The following is a 17987-nucleotide window of genomic DNA, read 5'->3' as shown; positions in this document are numbered from 1 at the left end:
CAGCAATCAATAGAAGTACAGGCAGGTGTCCCAGCGCTCTTCGGTGTGGTGGCGCAGGCCGACCTTGTAGTCGCTGCGCAGGCTGTCGATATAGCGGGTGATCTCCAGCAGATCGCAATTGCGGTGGTAGGCGGAAATCGCCAGCTTGGGCTTTGCCTCGGCAATGTAGCGGCTGGCACCTTTCAAGGCGCCCAGCTCGGCGCCTTCGATGTCCATCTTGATCAGGGTCGGCGCCTGGTCGAGGATGTCGTCGAGCCGTCGGATCGCCACGGGGCGGCAGTTTTCCAGGCCGGTGGCGCTGCTCAGCAGATGGCCGTTGTGGCCGCCTTCATGGAGGAAGGGCATTTCGCCGTCTTCATCGCTGATGGCATATTTGAGCAGTTCGATTTCACCCTTGGGCACCACTGAATATTCGCTGCGGTACTTGTCGATAAAGCTGGTCAGCACCTTCTGGTTGACCTCGTCCGGCTCGATCATCCAGATCTTCTCGAACACCCCGTCAGTGACGTCGATGAAGGCACTGGTGGACTCGGCGATCGACGCGCCGCAGTCGGCGAAGCGTTCGTTTTGGCCCAAGGTCCACAGGCCGGAGCGAAAATACAGCGACGAATACGGCTTGCCCGCGTTCAGGATCCACTCCAGGTCACCGGTCAGGTGTGACAGCAGCACGCTATAAAGGGTATAGCGTGAGTAGTCATCCGCCATGCGCTCAGCCAACCCGATGAACTCGCCGAGGTGCGCCGCGATGTAACCACCCCAGTCAGCGACACGATGGTCGCTGGTCGGGTCAATGGCCAGCCAGCGCAGGGATTGCTCATAGGTCAGCGCAGGCACACCCGTACGCAGGCACAGACGCTTGAAATGACGCCGGGCGAAATCCGTGCGACAGCCATACACCGCGACGATCGGCTCACTGCGCGCAAGCTCCTCGAAGGCCTGGCTGGTGATGAATGGATAATCATAGAAACGCTGATCGGTGCCGGCCTTGAAGTCATCCACCACACCGACGATCTCGACATGCGCGCTCGCCTGGATGACAAAAATATGCGCGAACATCGCCGCACCCAAGACCACTACCTTGACCTTGCCGCCAGCAGCTGCCAGCCGCTCGCAGGCGAGTGGTGGCACACAAAAGCGCGGGTTGACGCTGTAGGCAGCTACAACCTGCTCAAGCAAGGCCTGCAGCTTGCGGTAGTCCGCCGAGACCACGGTCTCGGTAGCGCTGTTGTGATTGAATTGCATACTGCCTCCGAAGAACTGCAAAAGGGCGCAAAAGGGTCGACGCCCGCCGGTCACACCTGCCCGATCACTCGCACCGGGTTCTGGAAGGCCGGCGAGAACCAGGTCATGTCGGCGATCACGCCGCTGTATTGACGCTGGATGTTCAAGTAGCAGTGTTTGCCGACCTGGGTCTGGCGCATCAGGCTGGAATTGGCGCACACCGTGGTAAAACTGCCGACGTTGGCCAGCTCGCGCAGTGCGACATTGGCCTCCAGGGTCACGTAGTCGCCCAGGGTCACATCCTCGGCCAGCACCACGTTGGCTCGCAGCACGCAGTGCTTGCCCAACACCGCATTGGGGCCTATGACGCAGCCAGCGTAGACGACCGCGTTGTCGCCGAGAGTGGCGCTGGGGTCGATTTCCGCCCGCGGCGAAATGACCGATTCGTTGCGATAACCCAACGCGGCCACGGCGTCGTGCAACGCCCGGCGCACGTCATTGATATAGAACTCGTTGACCGCCAGGCAGACGTCCCACTCCTCGGCCGAATAGGCCTCGAGCCCGCTCAGGTCGAACAGGTAATATTGCCGCGACGGGATGGCCAGCATTTCGATGCGGCGCTGCGGGTAAGCCTGCTGCGCCAGGGCGAAGACATTGCGCAGGGTGCTGTCGGGCCCCAGGACCAAGAGTGGTTTCATCACACTGATTCTCCTGTGAGCTGCTTCATGTACCAGCGGCCAATACGGTTCAATGGCCCTTCGTGGGCACCCATGATCCCCAACGATGGCGCCGCCAGGAGCGAGCGCTGCAGCGCATTGAGCAACTGGATGTCCTCTTCGAGCACGTTCTTCTCACCGTGATGCAAGGCCCACAACAACTGCGGCTGGGGCGGCACACCGTCCTTGAAGCGCGCCGTGAACATCCATGAGTGATATTCGGTGTGGCCAGGCGACAGCGGCACGAACTGCTGCAGGTAGAACTGCTCGCCGTGGATGCAGCCGAAATTGACGTTCGGGTAGAGGCTGCAGGTCAGCGACCCGCCGACGTCGAAGGCTTGCTCCAGCATCGGCAGGAACCAGCGCGGGCTGTGCTGGAAATACGCGCGGCCGAAGCGCGAGAGATCGGTCAGGCGCAGCTCCTCGCTGTCCGGCGGGTCGACAGTGAATGGCACATGTTCCAGCGGTCCGCCCTCACCGAATAGATAGGTGCCTTCACGGGGAGCCGGCGCAATCCAACCCGGGCCGACGTACTCCATGGACGGACCAAAGGACTGCTCATGGACAAACTTGACGTGGTTCCAGTCGACCACGTTCTCGAAGTTCAGCTTCCAGTTGTAGTCGGTGGTGAAGTGGGTGTACGACGCATAGGGCGAGAAATGCTCGGACAGCACCTCCAGCACCTTGAGCAGTTCGGGCTTGTACTGCTCGGTGATCGGCATCGGGTTGGCCGACAGGTTGACGAAAATGAAGCTGCCAACGGTCTGCAACGCGTAGGCATGCAGGCGCAGACCGGCCTTGTCGGCGTCGCATAAATCATAGATTTTCGGGTTGGGGATGCCACGCAATTCGCCGTTACCGCGGTAGCTCCAACCGTGATAGGGACAGGTCATGCGCCGCACGCCGCTGACCTCTGTCTGAATCGGCATGCCACGGTGAGCGCAGGCATTGCGGAAGGCGTAGAGCTCGCCGCCAGTGTTCTGCACCAGCACCGGCACGCCGCTGAAGTCACGGGTAATGAAGCTGTCGGGTTGCTCCAGCTGATACTTGAGGCCAACGAACAGCCATAACTCGCCGAACAGCTTTTCCTGCTCCAGATCGAACCATTTCTGCTCGGTATAACACTCGGGGAAAAGCACCGGCTTAGCCATGGGCAGCCCTCGCCCGGCAGGCTGCACGGCCTGGCGACCTTGACACACTCATGCAGGATCTCGTTTGGCAGATTGAATGACACGCGCCGGGTTGCCGAATACGGTCACCCCTGGCGGTACGTTGTTGACCACCACCGAGCCGATGCCGATAGTGGCGCCGTCACCAATCACGACATCCTTGGCGATCGTGGAGCGTGGGTGGATGGAGACCCCACGACCGACCCTGACGCCGCCGGCGAGAAAGCTCATGGCGCCGATCTGGCAGTGGGGCCCGAGCACCACGTCGTGGCCGAGAATCACGTAGGTGTCGAGGTAGGCGAACTCGCCGATCTGGCAGTCCACCGAGACCACGGCGCCAGGCGTGATGAAGCTGCCCTGGCCAATGGTGGTCCGCGCGCCGATGGACGAATGGCGAGTCTGGCTGATGAAGCGCGCGCCTTGGGCAAGCAGGGGCGCCACCAGTTTTTCCCGCCAGTCCGGCAAGCCGACGGCGGGAATGAAGAACTCGTCGGCACCCACCTGATAATCCAGGGGGTTGCCCAACACCGGCGCGTCTATATCGTCCGGCAGGGTCAGCTCGGGCCGCGTGTCGAGAAAGCCGACCACACGGTATTCGGCCATCAGGGTCGGGTCCTCCAGCAGCACGCTGTAGACGATACGGCCCAGGCCGCCGGCGCCGACGATGATGAGTTTCTTGCGCGAGGAATCAGCCAACGGTATGTCCCCCGTCCATCACCAGCGTGGTGCCGGTGATCCAGCGGCTGGCCGGCGAGAGAAAGAACACCGCCGCATTGGCGACATCTTCCGGCTGGCCAACGCCCAATGGGTATTGCGCCAAGGTATGGTCCAGCCCGCCGGCAGTGGACTTGGCCGCCTCCAGCAGCGGCGTCTGCACCAGGCCTGGGGCCAGGCAGTTGGCGCGAATCTTTTTCTTCGCCACTTCCATCGCCAGCACCCGGGTCATGGCTTCCACCGCGCCTTTGCTCGCCGAATAGGCCGCCACGCCGTGCACGCCGATGTGCGCGGAGATGGACGAAATGAAGAGGATGGAACCGCCTTCGCGAATCAAGTTGCGCAGCAGCAACTGACGGGTCAGCAGCAGCGGCCCCACCAGGTTGGTGCCCAGTTGACTCTCGATGTGCGCGCGGGAAATCAGGCGCACCGGCGCCAGCGCGGCGAAGCCGGCGCAGTGCACGATGCCGTCGATCTTGCCCGCTTCCTGAACCAGCGCCTCGAGCTCGGCGTCCTGATTCAGGTCGGCCAGCAGCGCGCGATGCTCACCGGGCACCAGCTCTTCGAGCACCTGATGCAGGCGTGCACTGTCGCGGCCGCTGATGACCAGGCTGGCGCCCGCCTCGGCACAACTCAGGGCGATCTGCCGACCGATGCCGGACGAGGCACCGGTCACCAGAATGGTCTTGCCACTCAAACTGAAATTTTCAAGCACCGCAGGCATGGTCTGTTCTCAGGACTCGATGAGGGCCGGGAATTTGGCGTTTTCGATGTCGACCAGGCAGGTGCCCCACGACAGCCCGATACCGAAGCCGCACAGGATCAAGCGGTTGAGGCCGGCGCCGAGCTGCTCGTGGATTCGCGCAGTCATGGTCACCGGCAGCGAGGCACCACTGGTGTTGCCGAAATCGCGCAAGGTGCTCGGCACCCGCTCGGGCTCCAGGCCGAGCTTCTTGCGGATGGTCTCGTTGATCATCCGGTTGGCCTGGTGAAAGATGAAATAGTCGACGCTGTCGATGGGCGCGTTGGCATACTCCAGCAGGGTCTTCACTGCCGGCGGCACGCGTTGCGTGGAAAAGCTCAACACCGCAGGGCCATCCAGCACCAGATCGACCTGGCGGCGCCAGTGATCGAACTCGCCATGCTTGAAGGGCACCAGATGCTGCGGGCCCACCGGCTCGCGGCTGCCGCCCACCGGCAAAATGATCGCCTTGTGGCCGCTGCCGTCGCTGTTCAGGTCGAAGTACATGGGTGGCGCGCTGCTGTCGAACTCCAGCGCGGTGGCCGTGCCGGCATCGGAGAACAGCGGATCGTTGAAAGTGCCGGCCTTGTCGCCCACCAGCACCAGGCCCTTCTTCACCCCGCCCGACGCGATCATCGAACCCAGCAGGTGCAGGCCGAACGGATAGGCCGAGCACCCCAGGTTGACGTCGAACGCGATGACGCCCGTCGACAGGCCCAGGCGGTCCTGCAGAATGATCGCCGTCGACGGCGCCAGGTAATCCGGCGACTGGGTCACGACGATCAACGCGTCGATTTCCTCGCGCTTCCACTCCAGGGTTTCCAGCAGTTTTTCCGTGGCGTCGAAGGCCAGGTCGGAAAAGCATTGCCAGTCATGGGACAGCCGGCGCAACTCGATGCCGATGTTGCGCACCAGGCGCTCACGGTCGGCGCGAATCTCCGGACGGCAATCGGTCAGGTTGGACACCACGCGCTTGGGCACGCAGGTCGCCATGCCGGCGAAACGTACGTTGTTCAGGGTGGTTTGCATGGCTTACTCCGCTTGGCTGAGCGCGTACAGCTGGGCAATGGTTTCAACGCTGTGCAGGTCGTCGCCGGTGATCGCCTTGCTGTACTCCATGTCGAACATGACGATGACGCCGAGCGCGGCCAGCGAGTCCCACTCGGGGAGCTCACTGAACTTGGTTTCAGGGGTCACTTCTACAGGTTCCTGAAAGTCGGTAGCGGTGAGAAAGTTCTCGATGAATTGTTCTTGACTCATTATTCGACTGCTCCAAATGGACCGGCTGATTCAGGTGTTCTGATTGCATGCTGCGGCTGCGCGCGGGCAGCCGCCGTTCAACTGACTTTCTTGACGCAGGGCGCCTGCACCGAGCTGCGCACGATGCCCACGATCCTCGCCACATCCTCGTCACTCAAGTCCGGATAGATCGGCAGGCAGATCACCTGGCTGGCGATCTTCTGCGCCCGCGGCCAGGGCCGTTCGCGCAGCTCGGGCATCTCCCGGTACGGGCCCATCTCGGTGATGAGCGGGTAGAAATAGCGCCGTGCGTGCACCTGCTGGTCGCGCAGCTGCTGATAGAGCTCGTCGCGGCTGAGGGGAAAAGCCTCGCCCACCAGCACCGGGAAATAGGAATAGTTGGAGCCTTGTTCGCGGACCTTGAGGGTCAGGCCCGGCACGTCAGCGAGCAAATGCCGGTACAGCTGATCGACTTGCTGGCGGCGCTGCAGCGCGCCGTCGATGTGCTGCAACTGCAGCATGCCGAAGGCGGCGTGGATCTCGCTCATCTTGCCGTTGATGCCCGGAGTGACCACGGTCACCTCGTCGACGAAGCCGAAGTTGCGCAAATGATCGATGTGCTGTTTGGTCGCTGCGTCGGGGCTGATGATTGCCCCGCCCTCGAAGGTGTTGAACACCTTGGTGGCGTGCAGGCTGAGCACACTCAAGTCGCCATGGCGCAGGATGCTCGCGCCGCTGTCGTCCTTGACGCCGAACGCATGGGCGGCGTCGTAGATCAGCTTGAGGCCGTGGCGGTCGGCCACCGCCTGCAGCGCATCGACGTCGCAAGGCCGGCCATAGCAATGCACCGGCATGATGGCCGTGGTGTGCTCGGTGATCGCCGCCTCAACCGCAGCGGGGTCGAGGTTGAAGGTGTCTTCGTCGACGTCGACGAACACCGGCGTCAGGCGGTTCCACAGCAGCGCATGGGCCGTAGCGACGAAGGAATACGGCGTGGTGATGACCTCGCCTTGCACGTGCAGGGCCTGCAGCGCGGTGATCAAGGCCGTGGTGCCGTTGGCGAACAGCGACAAATGCTCGACACCAAGGTAAGCGGCCAGGGCCACTTCCAGCTGTTGGTGGAACTGACCGTTGTTGGTCAGCTGCTTGCTGGCCCAGATCTGTTCCAGATAGGGAATGAACTGCTCCAGAGGCGGCAGCAGCGGGCTCGTCACGGTGATCGGTTTCTTATTCAATCAAGCACATCCTTCCGGATTCGATACTCAACAGGACCACCATGGGCCTGGCTGATGGGTCGTTCCTGACGCGTCTTTGTGTCAGGAAAATAACGTTTCAACCTGTTGCGTATAACGCTGCAAGAAGTCGGCCACAAACCTTTGCGATCTGTAACCCGTTGATTGAATTGGAAGAAATAATTTGACGGGAAATCGCCGGTGTCAAAATCAGGGCCGACAGCCTGCATTGGTCCAGGGACCGGAGAATTTCATGTAGTGCGGGCCGGGGTCGACCTGGCTGCAGATGAAGCGGCCGGTGGCCAGGCTCTGGTAGCGGTACCAGGGGGCCGGGGCGGCGATGGCGAGGCTGGTGAGGGTCAGCACGCCCAGCAAGGTGACTAACGAGCGGTACACGATTGGGCTCCCTGGAGCCGAGATGGCTGCATAGCGATTCTTCTGCAAACAAAAAGGGCCGGCAAGCCGGCCCCTCCTGTCATCCCCTCATCATCAGGTCATCTGAATCAGAGTCTGCATGATGGTGCTCTGGGTCGAGATGGTCTTGGCGTTCGCCTGATAGTTGCTCTGCTCCTTGATCAGGTTCACCAGCTCGGAGGTCAGGTCGACGTTGGAGTCTTCCAGCGACTCGGACGTCAGGCTGCCCATGGTGCCGGTCGATGGCGTGCCGATCACCGGAACGCCCGAAGCGTAGGTCTCTTTCCAGTCGGTACCGCCGGCAGGTGCGAGGCCTTGCACGTTGGCGAAGTTGGCCATGGCCACCTGGCCGATGGTCTTGCTCTGACCGTTGGTGAAGTTGGCGAACAGTACGCCGGTGCTGTCGACCGACAGGCCGGACAGCTCACCGGTCGCGTAGCCGTCCTGGGTCTTGGCCGAGGTGGCCGACGACGCGTTGTACTGTGTGGCGTTGAGCAGGTCGATGTTGACGCCGGTGGTGCTGGCGTTGGCGCCGTTGGCCGCCCAGGTGCCGCTCGAAGACTTGACCGCCGGGGTCCAGTTGGTCAGTGAGAAGGTCTTGTCAGCGTTGACGGTCAGCCCGCCAGTCACCGCACCAGCGGTCATTGCAGCAGTATTCAGCGTGCCATCGGAGTTGAACGAAACGCTGTTGGCCAATGGCGTGGTCGAGGTCGGGTCGGCTGGGTTGCGGCCGTCGACGGTGGTGTACATGGTCCAGGTGTTGTTCGTCGAGTTCTTGACGAAGTACTGGTTCAGCTGGTGCGCGTTGCCCTGGCTGTCGTAAGTGTCGGTGTTGAAGGTGTAGTTGTAGCTGTTGACGTTGGTGGCGTCGAACACCGAAACGGTCGGGTCGGCGGCGCTGGAATTCAGGTTGATGGTTTCGTCGATGCTCGAAGTCGCTTTGGGCGACAGGTTCGAGGCGTCGATTTTCAGGTTGGTCAGCGAGCCGGTCTGCACGGTACCGTTGACCGCGTTGTAACCCTGCACGTTGGCACCGCTGGCAGTGACGATATAGCCGTCCTTGTCGGTGTTGAACGTACCGTTACGGGTGTATTCCTTGGTGCCGTTGGCGCTCAGGACAAAGAAACCGCTGCCGTTGATGGCCATATCCAGGGCCTGGCCGGTGGAGCTGATAGTGCCCTGGGTAAATTCCTGGCTGACCGCTGCGGTGGTCACACCGGTGCCGTTGGTGGTCTTGCCGGCGGTAGCGGCGAGAGACGCCGCGTACTGGTCGGCGAATTCAGTGCGCGACGCCTTGAAGCCGGTGGTGGAGACGTTGGCGATGTTGTTGCCGGTAACGTCCAGTGCTTTTTGCGATGCCGAGAGCCCGCTGAGGCCGATGTTGAAAGACATGTTTCGACTCCTGTGCCGTAAGCCGGCTCTTAGATACCGATGGATTGGACTTTGGACAGGGCAACACTGCCTTGGCCGTTGAGATTGAGGGTCATCTCGCCACCCGAGGCGGTGGCCATGGTCACGCTGTTAACCGTTGCCGGCAGGTAGGTGAGCATGTCGGTCGCGGTGCCGTTGATGGCCGACGACGCTTTGAAGGTGTAAGTGCCAGCAGTGACAGCGGCGCCGGTGTCGTCCAGGCCGTTCCAGGTAAAGCTCTGGGTACCGGCCGACGATGCGCCCAGGTCCATGGTCCGCACCAGGGTGCCTTCGGAGTTGTAGATCTTCACCGTGTTGTCGGTGCTGGCGGCGGTGACCGCAACCGAGCCGGACAAGCCTTTGGCCGGGTCGACCACGGCGGTGCTGGTTTGGGCGATGACCGAGCGACCGACCAGCGACGAGGCTTGCAAAGCCTGGGACGATGCCACGGAACTGGTGATCGAACCGACCGAGGTATTCAGGTTCTGCAAACTTTCAACGCTGCTGAATTGCGCCAGCTGGCTCACGAACGTGGTGTTGTCCTGTGGGTCCAGCGGGTTCTGGTTCTTCATCTGGGTGACCAGCAGCTGCAGGAACGCATCCTTGCCCAGGGCGGTAGTGCCCGTGGTGCTGGCCGGAGTGCTGGCGGCCGTAGACGACGCCTGAAGTTGTGCGAGTACGGAAGATCCGACGCTGCTGGTGCTATTAGTGGTGCTCATGGTTTAGCTACGCCTCTCGAATGGCTGACCCAAGTTACTGACCCAGGGTCAGGACCTTCTGCATCATGGTTTTTGCGGTGTTCATCAGATCAGCGTTGGTCTGGAAGGAACGGCTCGCGGAGATCATGTCCGCCATTTCTTCCACCACGTTGACGTTGGGGTAATACACGTAGCCGTCCTTGTTCGCGGCCGGCGAGTTGGGCTCGTAGCGCGGCTCCAGGTTGCTCTGGTCTTCGACGATACCGGCCACTTGCACGCCAGCACCGGACGAGTCGGAGTCCTGAAACAGCGACTGGCTTTCCTGCGCGCCGCCGGCCTGGTCCTGGAACACGGTGGAGAACACCGGGTGCCGGGCGCGGTAGGTCTTGTCCAGGCTCGAGGACACGGTCTCGGCGTTGGCGATGTTACTGGCGACGGTGTTGAGCCGAGTGGTCTGAGCACTCATGCCAGTACCGGCGATATTGAAAACACTGGCTAAAGACATGGATTACTCTCCGCGAATGGCTGAAACCAGCCCTTTGAATTTGGCGTTAAGCAAGGTGAAGCTGGCGTTGAAGCCGACCGCGTTCTGCGCGTAGTTCGATTGCTCGATCTGCGCGTCGACGGTGTTCTGGTCCAGCGACGGCTGAGTGGAGGTGCGGTACTTCAGGGTTGCATCCGCCACGTCATCGAAACCCGAAGCTTCGATGTGCTTGGAGTTGGTGGTTTCCAGGCCGAAAGCGCCCTTGCTGCCTTTCTCGGCCTGGGCCGCCAGCACTTCGGAAAAGTCCATGTCGCGAGCCTTGTAGTTCGGGGTGTCAGCGTTGGCAATGTTGTTGGCCAACACCTCGGCGCGCTTGGCACGGAAGTTCAGGGCTTGTTCACTGACGCCAAGGGCGCTGTCGAAGTTGATGCTCATGTCGTGGATCCTGCGTGGCGGAACTGACGTGATGAAAAGTTTCTTATCTTGGGTATAGCAACCGGCGTGCCAAGTTGGAAAATCCCCGGTTTTGCTGGGCTTGGGGCCCTGTTGCCGCCTGCCGGCAAGCGGCAATGCCAGAAAAGCGGCAAGCGTTGACCGGTTGGCGCCAGCAAAGCGGCAATGGCGGCCGAGGGTGTATTGCCGGTTGCAGGAGGTGTGCCAAGGGAATGGGCGGGGGCTGAAGGCGCTGTCGCGGCGGGTATGGAAAAACCGAGGAAAGAGGTCGAAAAAAAGAGGCCTTGCGGCCTCTTGGGCGGAACTACCGGTCAGGAGCAGTACATGACCATGGTATCCGGATACAGACGAGGATGCTGACGAAAGCCCAATTTATAACCTTGGTCGGTCTCATGTACGAACTGAGTCAGGGTCAGAAAGTCTTCGGGCTTGTGGTACATGGAGATGGCCATCTGTGGCCGGTTGCGGGCAATGGTTTGCCGCGCGCCATGCAACGCACCAAGTTCTGCACCTTCGATTTCCAGCTTGATGAACGTCGCTTGCAAGTCGGTTGCCTCATCAACCGTGGTCACTGGGATGGTCGAGGCGACACTTTGTTCATGGGCCGGATCGTAAATGTGCGTGAGCAGCCCGGTGTCGAGCAGATGCGCCGTCTGCACCTGGGCATAGCCACCGCCATTGCCTGCATATTCGCTGACGGTAAGGCCGGAGTTGAAAGCCAACGTGGTGGTCCGACTCCATAGGCCTGCCTCATGCTGAGTGATGCGTGGCTCCAGGGGCAGGAGGTACTCATCACGCAAGCCCGCCAGCCGTGCGCGGATCAACTGATTATTCGCAGCCGACGGCTCGAAGGTATGAATGTGTTTGAAGCGGCCGTTACAGGCTTGCAGAAAGCCTTGCAAGGTGTCCCCATCGAAGGCACCGCCGTCGACATAGACCTCCTCGTCGCTGAACTTGAAAAACTCGCGATTGGTCGAGTAGGAGTTCAATTTAAAGCCCTCTGGATGGCGACCCACGGCACAGGCTTCAAGGTAGAAAGGGTTGAGGGTCAATCGGTAGAGCAGCACGCACAGCCAGGAGATGCGGGAGAACGGATCGGCAAAGCCATCGGCCAACTTGACCAACTGATCCACGTTATCCCGCACCGCCGTGAAGAACTCGTAGCCGTACCAGAAAAACCGACCGGTTTCGCCGGTGACATCGATGCCGCACGTCTTGATCAAATACAGGAACTGCAACGGCAACAGCACCGGCAAGCTCCACTGCGTCGCCAGCTTGGTGAAATGCTGATAAGCATTGCCACCCGGGGTCAGCAGGCAGGAGAGCACGTCACCCTGCCCCCCTGCCAGGGCGATCCAGGCATCGGAGTCGATCACCGGGATGCCGTAGAGATGGCTCTGTTTCTGGCACAGGAAGTCATCGACGATGGCGATCACGTTGGCCGCCTTGGCCAACACGCGGATCTCCGAGCGGCATACCGAGCCGCATACCACGAATTGCTTGCTACGCAGCACATCCAGCGGCGCCTGGTCGAGCCAGGCAGGGAACAGCGCGTCGGGCTGCGCGAAAGCATCTCGCAGCTCGAACACTTCCCTGACCAACTGCTGCTCGGACAAAAATGGATACATAGGGATCAGACTCCGTTCACAGTGGTTTTTTCTGCGGCACGGTTATTTATAGTCCATCCACTGCTGATACATATCCTGAAACCGCGCCACCATATGCTCGACCGGCATCAACACGCCCGGCATATCCGCCGGGCGATTGTGCAGCCCACGCTGGACCGCCTCGCAGATGCCGCCGTCCTCCTCGAACACCTGCAAGGAGAACTGATGATCCAGCGGGCGGATGCTCGCCAGAATCGACGCTTCCAGCGGGCTGAGGTCAGGCACGACGAACTCGAACATCCGCGCGCTCATGCGGCATGCCCCGGCCGTCAGCGGCTGATAGTCGATGATGGTCAGCATGCGGTTGTCGACATAGCCAAGGGTGGTCGCGGGAAATATCAAATGGTGGCGATAGCCATCGGGAAACGGTTGCTCGACGCGACTGAGCAACGACTTCAGCCTGGCGTTCAAGCGCCCCTCGAAACGTTCGGGCTTGAGGCGCATGACGTAGGAGATGCTGTTCGCCAATGGCAGGTCGCTGTCGATTCGCATGGGTTTGCTCGACAACGCGGCAAAGGTCCCAGGGTGCACCGAGTAGGCGTGCTGCAACTCCACGGTGTTCTGCGCGATGATTTTCCAGTTGGCGGCAACATCCAGCGTGACCGGCGGCAACTCGTTGCCCAGGGCTCGCGACATTCTGGCCAGGTCCGCTCCCAGCGCTCCCAGGTAGTCCTCACAGGACTGGATCGGTTGCTTGCTGACGAAAATGAATTCGCCGACCAAAGCCACTTGCCAGGTGGAAAGCCTGGCACCTTGGGTGAACTCGGCCAGGGGAATGCCTTGGCGATGGGGCACTGCCGAGGGATAGCCGTCGGTGTCGAACGACCATAGATGATAAGGACACTGCAGCGGCGCGTTGCCGCTGGGCTGGTCGACAAGGGTGGAGAAGCGGTGGGGGCAGACGTTGGCGTACGCAATGATGCGTTCGCCCAGGCGATGCAGGACCAGGTCGGTCCGGGCCACCCGCTTGCGCAGGTAATCCTTGTCGTTGGGCAGATCGCGCGTCAGGGCCAGCAGATGCCAGGCCGACGGCCAGATCCTGTGCAGTTCCTCTTCCAAGGTATCGGCTGACAGGTAGGCGCCGGGATCGATCGAAGGGGCGCGTAGAGTGGATTCCATATCAAACAGCCAACCAATGTCAGGCGCCCAGTGTAGCGCCCGATAGCCCACAGACAAAAAAAAGAGGCCTTGCGGCCCCTGAAAACTGAAAAATCTATTTGGCCTGGTAGATGATCCCAGGGCTGCACTGCACCATCTGGTACAGGTCCGGCAAACCGTTCAGGGCCTCCGAGGCGCCGAGGAACAGATACCCGCCACGCTTGAGGGTGCCGTGGATGCGCGTAAGGATGTCCTTCTTCACCTGGGCCGAGAAATAGATGAGCACGTTGCGGCAAAACACCACGTCGAACTTGCCCAGCGCGGCGTAGCTGTCGAGCAGGTTGAACGAGCGGAACTCCACGCGGCTGCGGATGGGCGCCTTGATCGCGTAGCGGCCGGCGCCCTTGGGGTCGAAGTAGCGTTGCAGGCGGTCGGGCGACAGGCCGCGAGCGATGGCCAGGCTGTCGTACTCGCCGGTCTTGCAGTTGGTCAGCATCGAGCCGGAGAGGTCGGTGGCAACGATCTGCACGCCAGCCTTGAGCTGGCCGAGGTTGCTGCGCTCGAACTCGTCGATCGACATCGACAACGAATAGGGTTCCTGCCCCGAGGAGCAGGCCGCCGACCAGATGCGCAGGCGCTGGCCCGGGCTGGCCTTGATGGCTTCCGGCAGCACCTTGTTCTTGAGCACCTCGAAGGGATAGGTGTCGCGAAACCACAGGGTTTCGTTGGTGGTCATGGCGTCCACCACCTGCTCGCGCAAACCGCTGCGCGGCTGGGTCTGGATGCGCTGCACCAGTTCACCCAGGGACTTGATGCCCTGCTGCTCCATCAGCTTGTTCAGACGGCTGGAGACCAGATACTGCTTGTTCTCACCCAGCAGAATGCCACAGGCTTTTTCCAGGAAGACCCGGAACTGCTCGAAATCCAAATTACCTGTAGACACTATGCCGCCTCTTGAATCAGTCACGTCAGGGGCGACTGCCCCCGACCGTTTTCACTTGTATGAAGCCGTGCAACCTGCAGCCAGATGCAGATTAGTTCGCCTTGATGCGATTGACCACACGCGCGGCCAGATCGTCGGGACGGAACTTGGCGAGGAAGTCGTCAGCGCCGACCTTCTTGACCATCGCCTGGTTGAAGACCCCGGACAGCGAAGTATGCAGGCAGATGTGCAGCTTCTGCATCCTGGGGTCGGAACGAATCTCCGCCGTCAGGGTGTAGCCGTCCATCTCCGGCATCTCGATGTCGGAGATCATCATCAGGAACTCTTCTTCCGGCTTCTTGCCCTCGTCCACCAGCTTGCGCAGGTAGTCCAGGGCCTGGCGGCCGTCGTTGAGCGCGACCACTTCCACGCCCACGGTCTGCAGGCAACGAGTCACCTGCTTGCGCGCCACCGAAGAGTCGTCCACGGTCAGCACCCGCAGGTTGACCGCCTTCTGCTGCACTTCTTCTTCCACCACACCGGCCGAAATCGCTTCGGAGGTCGGTGCCACCTCGGCGAGGATCTTCTCCACGTCGATGATTTCCACCAGCTTGTTGTCCACCCGCGTCACTGCCGTCAGGTAGTGATCGCGACCGGTACCCTTGGGTGGTGGATGGATCTCTTCCCAGTTCATGTTGACGATGCGCTCGACCGAGTGCACCAGAAAACCCTGAATCTTGGTGTTGTACTCCGTGATGATCACGAAGGTGTCCTTGACCGATGGCAGCAACGGCGAACCGGTGGCCAGCGACAGGTCAAGAATGGGGATCGTCGCCCCGCGAATATTCGCGACACCGCGCACTACCGGGCTGGACCTTGGCATCACGGTCAGGTTGGGACATTGCAACACTTCCCGCACCTTGAACACGTTGATCCCGTACAGCTGTTTGCCATTGAGGCGGAACAACAGCAGTTCGAGACGATTCTGCCCTACCAGTTGAGTGCGCTGGTTCACTGAATCCATTACACCAGCCATGCCCAGCCTCCTATTAATACGCTTTCGCTCTGTACCACTGATACGCTTTCGCTCTGTAGCACGCTGATCGCTTCGATACGTTGCCAAAAACCACGACGCCAGACTCGGCACGGCGCTTGCTATTCAAGTTACATGAACAACCAAACGACATTTTCCCGCCGCCAGCCATTTGCAAGCTCAGTGCTTGAACTGCTGGCTGCCTTGCTCCTGATGGTATCGGGCGCCACGGCGTTTGCCGACGAAATAACGACGCCTGAACAGCTTATCGGTGCGACCCAGGGGTTTCTTGAGTTCACCGTAGAAGATTATTTGGCGACCAGCCAGATGGAAGGCCGTTATGACATCCAGGTGGCGCAGCTGGATCCGCGTCTGCGCATGCCCGTCTGCGACAAGCCGCTGACCACCACCCAGCAGAGCCCGGGCGCGCCACTGGGGCGTGTGACGGTCAAGGTTCGCTGTGACGGCGCGGCCCCATGGACGATATTCATCGGCGCCCAGGTGAGATTATTCCGCCAGGTGGTCATCACCACCCGGCCACTGAAACGCGAATCGGTGCTGGCCGACGCCGACGTGTCGCTGCACGAAGAAGACGTCGGCCTGCTCAGCCAGGGCTACCTGACCGCGCTGGATCAGGCCGTGGGGCAAAAGCTGGTCCGACCAACGGTCAATGGCCAGGTGCTGACCCCGCAACACCTGGAACAGGTGGCCGTGATCGCCAAGGGCGACCAGGTGGTGATCACCGCCCGCAGCGGCACCCTGGCCGTGCGCATGCCCGGCGAAGCCTTGAGCGACGGCGGCATGAGCGAACAGATACGGGTCAAGAATCTCAATTCGCAGAGGGTGGTAAAGGCCCGGGTGACGGGGCCAGGGCAGGTCGAAGTGTCGATGTAGTGGTGGTATCGAGGACCCGTGGCGTGGAGAGCCGCTAGCGTCAGGACGCGAATTTTCCTAGACTGCGCTATTGACGGCTCGAATCGGGGGCGTGGGGCGGCATTTTTCTGCCGTCCGCAAAAAAAACCCTAAAGTTTTCGGTGGCAGCGCCGAAAAAAGGGCAAGCGTCCTAATACCCAGAGGTTCCACATCATGGCCATCGACTTAAGTCGTTTGAACAACGCCCCAGCGGTGTCATCCACCACTCGCACCAGCAGCACCAAGGAAAGCTCCGCGGTCAGCACTGATGTCAGTGTCACCAAGACCGCCGCAGTCTCCAGCGGTGAACCTGTAACGCTGAGCGATGGGGCACAGCAATTGCAAAAAATTACCGACAAGCTGGCCGACCAGCCGACCGTCAACAGCGCCCGCGTCGCCCAGATCAAGCAATCGATCGCCGACGGCAGCTACCAGGTTGACAGTGCCAAGGTTGCCAGCAAGCTGCTTAACTTCGAAGCCCAGCGCTAAGGCCACGGCCTGCGTCGGGGTTCTCCATTGCGTCGAGAGTCAGAGCCGCCATGCAAGATCAATTGTTGTTGCAGCTGATTGAAGACGATGTTGCTCCCGCGCATCAGCTTCTGGAACTGTTGCGTGCCGAGTCACTGGCGCTGCACGGTCGGGACATGGTGCTGCTGGAAAACATTCTTGCGCAAAAGCAGTCGCTCATCGTTCAGCTCGAACAACATGGTCGCAAGCGCAGCGAGATCCTTGTCGGCCTCGGCTTGACCGCCGATCGTGCCGGCCTGCAGACCCTCGCCCAGCATTCGGCGCTGGGCACCACCCTGCTCGAGCGTGGCGACATGCTGACCAAGGTGCTCGATGAGTGCCAGGCGGTCAATGCCAGCAACGGCAAGTCGATCCAGCTGCAGCAGATGGCCACTGCCAACCAGGTGCGCATCCTCACCGGTGGCGACACGCCGTCGCTGTACGATGCGCGCGGGTCGACGGCGCGCATGGCCAAGCACCGCCCGCTGAGCCAGGCTTGACGGGCAACGGCAAGCCGTAGAACATGCTGGCGCATAGCCATACCCCTTTTCGCCTGGAGATTGATCAGCGTGTTTAATGCCTCTGCGGAAGAAGCACCTCAGCCTCCCAAGGTGCTCACCACACCCCTGGAAATCGCGGCCAATCTGCGCATGCTCCAGGAGAGCCATGACCCGCTGATCATCACCTTCCACGAACGCACCCAGCGCTTTCAGAGCTACCTGGTGCAGATCGATCGCGACACCGGGGCCTTGGCCCTGGACGAGATGATCCCGCGCGACGGCGAGCGCTTTCTGAGTGCCGGCGAGCCGTTCAAGGTCGAGGGTTTCCATGACGGTGTGCGCATCGCCTGGGAGTCCAGCGAACCCTGGCGCATCGTCGACCGCGACGGTGAGCGCAGCTACCACGGCCCGATGCCCAGCGAAGTGGTGTACCACCAGCGCCGCAATGCCTTTCGCGCGGCGCTCAAGCTGTCGCAGCTGATCGATGTGGAAATGGCCGGAGACAAGATCATCAAGTACCCGGTGCGCGGCAAGCTGCTGGACATTTCCGCCACTGGCTGCAAGCTGCGCTTTGACGGCAATATCTCCGAGCGCCTGCAGCTGGGCCAGGTCTACGAACGCTTCTCGGCCGCCCTGCCCTACGGCAGCATGGTTGCACCGGTGGAGCTGCGTTACCTGCACTTCGAAGAGCGTATCGACACCACCTTTGCCGGCGTACGCTTTCACAACATGAGCGGGCTGGTGCAGCGTCAGGTGGAGCGGTTCGTGTATCAGCTGCAACGTGAAGCGCGACGGTTCGATAAAGACGATTTCTGATCATGTGATGTCAAAAAAGGGGCCTTGGGCCCCTTTTTTT

At 61.1% G+C, this 17987-nt stretch carries 21 protein-coding genes; 4 read left to right on the top strand and 17 right to left on the bottom strand.

The features are described 5' to 3' along the window. Window positions 1-6: 6 nt before the first annotated feature. The 17 genes from SFA35_RS08025 to SFA35_RS07945 all read right to left on the bottom strand — a co-directional run bounded on the left by SFA35_RS08025 (window position 7) and on the right by SFA35_RS07945 (window position 15215). Entirely contained in the window at window positions 7-1242 is a 1236-nt protein-coding gene (locus tag SFA35_RS08025; RefSeq protein ID WP_320577018.1) for an FkbM family methyltransferase, read from the bottom strand. Between the two features lie 50 nt (window positions 1243-1292). Then, entirely contained in the window at window positions 1293-1919 is a 627-nt protein-coding gene (locus tag SFA35_RS08020) for a DapH/DapD/GlmU-related protein (protein WP_320577016.1), read from the bottom strand. Beyond that, window positions 1919-3088, bottom strand: a complete 1170-nt coding sequence (locus SFA35_RS08015; protein ID WP_320577012.1) for an aromatic ring-hydroxylating dioxygenase subunit alpha — start codon at window positions 3086-3088, stop codon at window positions 1919-1921. The genes SFA35_RS08020 and SFA35_RS08015 overlap by 1 nt, the downstream gene beginning before the upstream one ends. Window positions 3089-3136: 48 nt before the next feature. Next, complete coding sequence (locus SFA35_RS08010; RefSeq protein ID WP_320577010.1) at window positions 3137-3802, bottom strand: acetyltransferase; 666 nt, start codon at window positions 3800-3802, stop codon at window positions 3137-3139. Then, complete coding sequence (locus SFA35_RS08005; protein ID WP_320577007.1) at window positions 3795-4544, bottom strand: SDR family oxidoreductase; 750 nt, start codon at window positions 4542-4544, stop codon at window positions 3795-3797. The genes SFA35_RS08010 and SFA35_RS08005 overlap by 8 nt, the downstream gene beginning before the upstream one ends. A gap of 9 nt (window positions 4545-4553) precedes the next feature. Beyond that, window positions 4554-5591: a ketoacyl-ACP synthase III gene (locus SFA35_RS08000; protein ID WP_320577004.1), complete on the bottom strand. Its 1038-nt coding sequence runs from the start codon at window positions 5589-5591 to the stop codon at window positions 4554-4556. 3 nt (window positions 5592-5594) lie between these two features. Continuing rightward, window positions 5595-5822, bottom strand: a complete 228-nt coding sequence (locus tag SFA35_RS07995; RefSeq protein ID WP_320577001.1) for an acyl carrier protein — start codon at window positions 5820-5822, stop codon at window positions 5595-5597. 77 nt (window positions 5823-5899) lie between these two features. Then, window positions 5900-7036, bottom strand: coding sequence for a DegT/DnrJ/EryC1/StrS family aminotransferase (locus SFA35_RS07990; RefSeq protein ID WP_320576998.1), 1137 nt, complete (start codon window positions 7034-7036; stop codon window positions 5900-5902). 207 nt (window positions 7037-7243) lie between these two features. Beyond that, complete coding sequence (locus SFA35_RS07985; RefSeq protein ID WP_320576995.1) at window positions 7244-7429, bottom strand: hypothetical protein; 186 nt, start codon at window positions 7427-7429, stop codon at window positions 7244-7246. Window positions 7430-7522: 93 nt separating this feature from the next. Next, complete coding sequence (gene flgE / locus SFA35_RS07980; protein WP_320576993.1) at window positions 7523-8839, bottom strand: flagellar hook protein FlgE; 1317 nt, start codon at window positions 8837-8839, stop codon at window positions 7523-7525. A gap of 29 nt (window positions 8840-8868) precedes the next feature. Further along, window positions 8869-9576: a flagellar hook assembly protein FlgD gene (locus SFA35_RS07975; protein WP_320576989.1), complete on the bottom strand. Its 708-nt coding sequence runs from the start codon at window positions 9574-9576 to the stop codon at window positions 8869-8871. A gap of 34 nt (window positions 9577-9610) precedes the next feature. Further along, window positions 9611-10060: a flagellar basal body rod protein FlgC gene (gene flgC / locus SFA35_RS07970; RefSeq protein WP_320576987.1), complete on the bottom strand. Its 450-nt coding sequence runs from the start codon at window positions 10058-10060 to the stop codon at window positions 9611-9613. 3 nt (window positions 10061-10063) lie between these two features. Next, complete coding sequence (gene flgB, locus SFA35_RS07965; RefSeq protein WP_320576985.1) at window positions 10064-10474, bottom strand: flagellar basal body rod protein FlgB; 411 nt, start codon at window positions 10472-10474, stop codon at window positions 10064-10066. A 329-nt stretch (window positions 10475-10803) separates the two neighbouring features. Further along, on the bottom strand, window positions 10804-12120 hold the full coding sequence (locus tag SFA35_RS07960; protein ID WP_320576976.1) for an FkbM family methyltransferase: 1317 nt from the start codon (window positions 12118-12120) through the stop codon (window positions 10804-10806). A 42-nt stretch (window positions 12121-12162) separates the two neighbouring features. After that, window positions 12163-13278, bottom strand: a complete 1116-nt coding sequence (locus tag SFA35_RS07955; protein WP_320576967.1) for an aromatic ring-hydroxylating oxygenase subunit alpha — start codon at window positions 13276-13278, stop codon at window positions 12163-12165. A 94-nt stretch (window positions 13279-13372) separates the two neighbouring features. Then, window positions 13373-14200, bottom strand: a complete 828-nt coding sequence (gene cheR, locus SFA35_RS07950) for a protein-glutamate O-methyltransferase CheR (RefSeq protein WP_320576964.1) — start codon at window positions 14198-14200, stop codon at window positions 13373-13375. A gap of 91 nt (window positions 14201-14291) precedes the next feature. After that, window positions 14292-15215 (bottom strand): chemotaxis protein CheV, encoded by a 924-nt coding sequence (locus SFA35_RS07945; protein ID WP_320576962.1) that lies wholly within the window; start codon window positions 15213-15215, stop codon window positions 14292-14294. A gap of 132 nt (window positions 15216-15347) precedes the next feature. Here SFA35_RS07945 and flgA point away from each other — a divergent pair, with 132 nt between their 5' ends. The 4 genes from flgA (at window position 15348) to SFA35_RS07925 (ending at window position 17947) form a co-directional block, all read left to right on the top strand. After that, entirely contained in the window at window positions 15348-16106 is a 759-nt protein-coding gene (gene flgA / locus SFA35_RS07940) for a flagellar basal body P-ring formation chaperone FlgA (RefSeq protein WP_320576960.1), read from the top strand. A gap of 192 nt (window positions 16107-16298) precedes the next feature. Then, window positions 16299-16613 (top strand): flagellar biosynthesis anti-sigma factor FlgM, encoded by a 315-nt coding sequence (gene flgM / locus SFA35_RS07935; RefSeq protein WP_320576958.1) that lies wholly within the window; start codon window positions 16299-16301, stop codon window positions 16611-16613. A gap of 50 nt (window positions 16614-16663) precedes the next feature. Further along, window positions 16664-17131: a flagellar protein FlgN gene (locus SFA35_RS07930; RefSeq protein ID WP_320576956.1), complete on the top strand. Its 468-nt coding sequence runs from the start codon at window positions 16664-16666 to the stop codon at window positions 17129-17131. 69 nt (window positions 17132-17200) lie between these two features. After that, complete coding sequence (locus SFA35_RS07925) at window positions 17201-17947, top strand: flagellar brake protein (protein ID WP_320576954.1); 747 nt, start codon at window positions 17201-17203, stop codon at window positions 17945-17947. Window positions 17948-17987: the final 40 nt, after the last annotated feature.

This window comes from Pseudomonas sp. HR96, from assembly GCF_034059295.1.
Taxonomy (GTDB): domain Bacteria; phylum Pseudomonadota; class Gammaproteobacteria; order Pseudomonadales; family Pseudomonadaceae; genus Aquipseudomonas.
This window is presented reverse-complemented; position numbering and strand designations above follow the sequence as displayed.

Bases quoted from the DNA above. Each gene is read 5' to 3' on its own strand.
- SFA35_RS08020 (WP_320577016.1), bottom strand. From the start codon at position 1,919: ATGAAACCACTCTTGGTCCTGGGGCCCGACAGCACCCTGCGCAATGTC.
- SFA35_RS07955 (WP_320576967.1), bottom strand. From the start codon at position 13,278: ATGGAATCCACTCTACGCGCCCCTTCGATCGATCCCGGCGCCTACCTG.
- flgB (WP_320576985.1), bottom strand. From the start codon at position 10,474: ATGAGCATCAACTTCGACAGCGCCCTTGGCGTCAGTGAACAAGCCCTG.
- SFA35_RS07975 (WP_320576989.1), bottom strand. From the start codon at position 9,576: ATGAGCACCACTAATAGCACCAGCAGCGTCGGATCTTCCGTACTCGCA.
- flgC (WP_320576987.1), bottom strand. From the start codon at position 10,060: ATGTCTTTAGCCAGTGTTTTCAATATCGCCGGTACTGGCATGAGTGCT.
- SFA35_RS08025 (WP_320577018.1), bottom strand. From the start codon at position 1,242: ATGCAATTCAATCACAACAGCGCTACCGAGACCGTGGTCTCGGCGGAC.
- flgA (WP_320576960.1), top strand. From the start codon at position 15,348: ATGAACAACCAAACGACATTTTCCCGCCGCCAGCCATTTGCAAGCTCA.
- SFA35_RS08015 (WP_320577012.1), bottom strand. From the start codon at position 3,088: ATGGCTAAGCCGGTGCTTTTCCCCGAGTGTTATACCGAGCAGAAATGG.
- flgM (WP_320576958.1), top strand. From the start codon at position 16,299: ATGGCCATCGACTTAAGTCGTTTGAACAACGCCCCAGCGGTGTCATCC.
- SFA35_RS07945 (WP_320576962.1), bottom strand. From the start codon at position 15,215: ATGGCTGGTGTAATGGATTCAGTGAACCAGCGCACTCAACTGGTAGGG.
- flgE (WP_320576993.1), bottom strand. From the start codon at position 8,839: ATGTCTTTCAACATCGGCCTCAGCGGGCTCTCGGCATCGCAAAAAGCA.
- SFA35_RS08005 (WP_320577007.1), bottom strand. From the start codon at position 4,544: ATGCCTGCGGTGCTTGAAAATTTCAGTTTGAGTGGCAAGACCATTCTG.
- SFA35_RS08000 (WP_320577004.1), bottom strand. From the start codon at position 5,591: ATGCAAACCACCCTGAACAACGTACGTTTCGCCGGCATGGCGACCTGC.
- SFA35_RS07960 (WP_320576976.1), bottom strand. From the start codon at position 12,120: ATGTATCCATTTTTGTCCGAGCAGCAGTTGGTCAGGGAAGTGTTCGAG.
- SFA35_RS07930 (WP_320576956.1), top strand. From the start codon at position 16,664: ATGCAAGATCAATTGTTGTTGCAGCTGATTGAAGACGATGTTGCTCCC.
- SFA35_RS07995 (WP_320577001.1), bottom strand. From the start codon at position 5,822: ATGAGTCAAGAACAATTCATCGAGAACTTTCTCACCGCTACCGACTTT.